The sequence below is a fragment of the Rhodococcus sp. (in: high G+C Gram-positive bacteria) genome (assembly GCF_049286785.1).
In the GTDB taxonomy this organism is placed as follows: domain Bacteria; phylum Actinomycetota; class Actinomycetes; order Mycobacteriales; family Mycobacteriaceae; genus Rhodococcus_F.
On record NZ_JBAQEO010000508.1, the window covers coordinates 1 to 2,772 of the forward strand.

Annotated in this window: 4 protein-coding genes; 3 read left to right on the forward strand and 1 reads right to left on the reverse strand. The window is 62.6% G+C overall.

What is annotated here, in order from left to right; genetic code table 11:
* Both WAW17_RS18315 and WAW17_RS18320 read left to right on the forward strand, forming a co-directional pair.
* Window positions 1–593 (forward strand): ABC transporter permease (locus WAW17_RS18315; protein WP_422334353.1); only part of this gene is annotated, 593 nt, incomplete at its 5' end.
* 59 nt (window positions 594–652) lie between these two features.
* Entirely contained in the window at window positions 653–961 is a 309-nt protein-coding gene (locus WAW17_RS18320) for an aldehyde dehydrogenase family protein (protein ID WP_422334354.1), read from the forward strand.
* Window positions 962–1,043: 82 nt separating this feature from the next.
* Here WAW17_RS18320 and WAW17_RS18325 read toward each other — a convergent pair whose 3' ends face one another.
* The gene (locus WAW17_RS18325; RefSeq protein ID WP_422334355.1) at window positions 1,044–1,835 is read right to left on the reverse strand and encodes an IclR family transcriptional regulator; all 792 of its coding nucleotides are present in this window, start codon (window positions 1,833–1,835) and stop codon (window positions 1,044–1,046) included.
* A gap of 239 nt (window positions 1,836–2,074) precedes the next feature.
* On the opposite strand from WAW17_RS18325, the gene WAW17_RS18330 reads away from it, so the two are divergent.
* A partial coding sequence (locus WAW17_RS18330; protein WP_422334356.1) for a carbon-nitrogen hydrolase family protein occupies window positions 2,075–2,772 on the forward strand: 698 nt, incomplete at its 3' end.

Genomic DNA, 2,772 nt, shown 5'->3' on the forward strand with positions numbered 1-2,772 from the left:
GCGCTACACTCGGACTCATCCTCGGTATCCTCGCCGGCTACTACGAGCGATTCCTCGGCAGTTTCCTGCTCCGAATCGCCGATATCCAGTTCGCGATCCCGTTCATTGCCGTCGGCATCGCACTGACCGCTGTGCTCGGCCCCGGTATCTTCAATCTTGTCGCTGTGCTCGCGGTCTGGGCCTGGACCCTGTACGCCAGGACGATTGTCAACTCCGTGTCCCAGGTACGCCGCCTCGACTTCGTCACCGCAGCCCGCACACTCGGCGCATCCACTCCACGGATCATGCTGCGGCATATCGCTCCCAGCGTGGTCGGACCGATCGTGGTGTTGTGGTCGACGAGTGTCGGCGTCACCGTGCTCGCGGAGAGTGGGTTGAGTTTGCTGGGACTCGGCGTCCAAGCCCCTGAGTTCTCCCTCGGATCGATGCTTGCCGACGGCCAGACCGCCTTGCGCCTGTCCTGGTGGTCTGTTGCCTTCCCCGGTGTGGCACTGCTCTTGATCGTGCTCGCGTTCAACATGATCGGTGATGCGCTCCGTGACGGCTTCAACCCCAATTCGGCCGCCAAGCCGCACAACCCGGAACTCACCTAGTCACCGAACTGACAACAGTCCCCCGGCCTGCCGGCCACTTCGCCACCGACGGAGAAACGATGACCGAACCGAGATATCAGGATGTCCCCGTCGATCCTGCGCAGTGGTCGGCCGGCCTCCGGCTACAACAAACGGTGGACGGTGACGATTTTTCACCGGCATCAACCGTCGACGTGCTCTACCCGGTCACCGAGGAACCCATCGCGACTGCACCATTCGGTGATGCGGCAACAATCGGCGCTGCGGTCCGGGCAGCTCATTCGGCCTTTCCCGGCTGGTCCCACACTCCGTGGGACGCGCGCCGCGACGGCGGACTCGGAGTCTACGAGCACAGTCAGACGATGGTGGTCAACGTTCTCCGCCCGTAAACGGTGCCCACGGGAAGCCTGGCCCGATCCCCCTGTCCGAGTGCACGATTACAAGGCGGCGACGATCCCACTCCCCGCTCGATCAGTATTGGTCCAGGAGCTCCGAGATTTCCGCGGCCGCACCTCGGATCAATTCGATCATCCGATCCCGACGCGTTTGATCCGAACGGAATATCGGGGCAGCCGTTCCGATGGAGGCCACCACAGTGCCATGAGATGTAATAGCAGCAGCGCAACCCCAGATACCTTCGTCGACCTCCTCGAAGCTCTCCGTCCACCCCTCGGCCTGCGTCCGATCCAGTGCTTCATCGGTCAGCATCGTGACCCGCGTGGAGGGCAGAGTGGGCAGAATCGCAGCCAGATGATTGGCACGTTCGGAACGCGACATCGATGCCAGCAGGATGCGCGACATCGATCCCGCATGCAGCGACATCGCCTGTCCCTTGTCGAATTGCAATCGCACCGGCCGGCGGGATTCCACCCGATCCACGCAGTACGCTGCGTCTCCTCCTCGGCGAGCGATGAGAACCGTCTCGTCGATCTCATCGCGGACTCGGGCCATGATCGGCAGCCCGATCTCGGCCAGCGGAGCCTGCGCAGCCTCACATGCCCGGGCCAGGCTCAGCACCAAATCGGTTACTCGATAGGAATTCTGGGACGCACTGTCGAGCAAACCGACCTCGCGGAGCAGTGCCACGTACCGGTAGGTCGAAGTGACCGAGAGATCGAGTTCGGCAGCAAGGTCTGCCACCGTCCACGTCGGCCGCTCTTCGGTGAAGCAGAGCAAGGCAGTCAACAGCTTCCGGCTGCTGCCGGCACCACTGACCTTCTTATGACTACTCGGCATGGGCAATTCGAGGCCTTTCGTTCTCACTACGCGAATATGGACCGCAGCCGGAGCCACGCAGTCGACCACTCGACGCCTACGGTCGCCCGTCTTCCAGAATACGAAGCAGCGTACCCACAATACGGCGAATAATCGCCCGACCCGCTTGCGAGCAACTCCCACTTGCCACTAACCTAATATCCATAATCTGGAAGGGTGGAAACCATATGATGGAAATACTTGATTCGGCACCCATGGATATCTCTTCCGCCGGACGCACACTCCGAGTGGCATCCGCACAGTTCTTCTCCGGGACCGACGTCGCCGCCAACGCGCAGACTGTCGTGAATTACCTCCGCACCGCACACGAAGCGGGTGCACAACTGGTCGTGTTCCCCGAGAACAGCAACCGCGTTCGTGACTACGCCGACCGCGACGAGTGCTGGGACAAGTCCGAGAGGTTGGACGGCAAGTTCGTCACGACGATTCAGGCAGCCTGCGCCGAACTCGGCATGTACGCGGTGGTGGGTGTCGACCTCAGCGAAGAGGTCAAGCCGACCGTGCGCATCGCATCGGTCCTGATCGGACCCTACGGCGACATCGAACATGTGCACCACAAGACCGTGTTCTGGGATTACGAGTACACCCTCTTCGTGGCCGGCACCAAGCCGCTCGAGGTGATCGACACCCCCATCGGCCGCATCGGCCTGCTGATGTGCGCCGACGGCATCGTCCCCGACGTTCCTCGCGTCCTCGGTCTGCTCGGCGCCCAGCTCTTCTGCAATTCGCTCAATTCCCGGGGTCCGGACGAGGTCCGCATCCACGTGCCGCTCCGCGCCCTGGAAAACCATGTCTGGCACGTCTCCTCGAATACCGTCGGCGGACCTGCCGACGGCTGGCCATGGATGGGCGGATCCCAGGTCGTGTCCCCACGAGGCGACATCCTGGCCGGAGCCGGCGAAGAATCCGAGGGCCTCATCTGGGC

Bases quoted from the DNA above. Each gene is read 5' to 3' on its own strand.
- WAW17_RS18320 (WP_422334354.1), top strand. From the start codon at position 653: ATGACCGAACCGAGATATCAGGATGTCCCCGTCGATCCTGCGCAGTGG.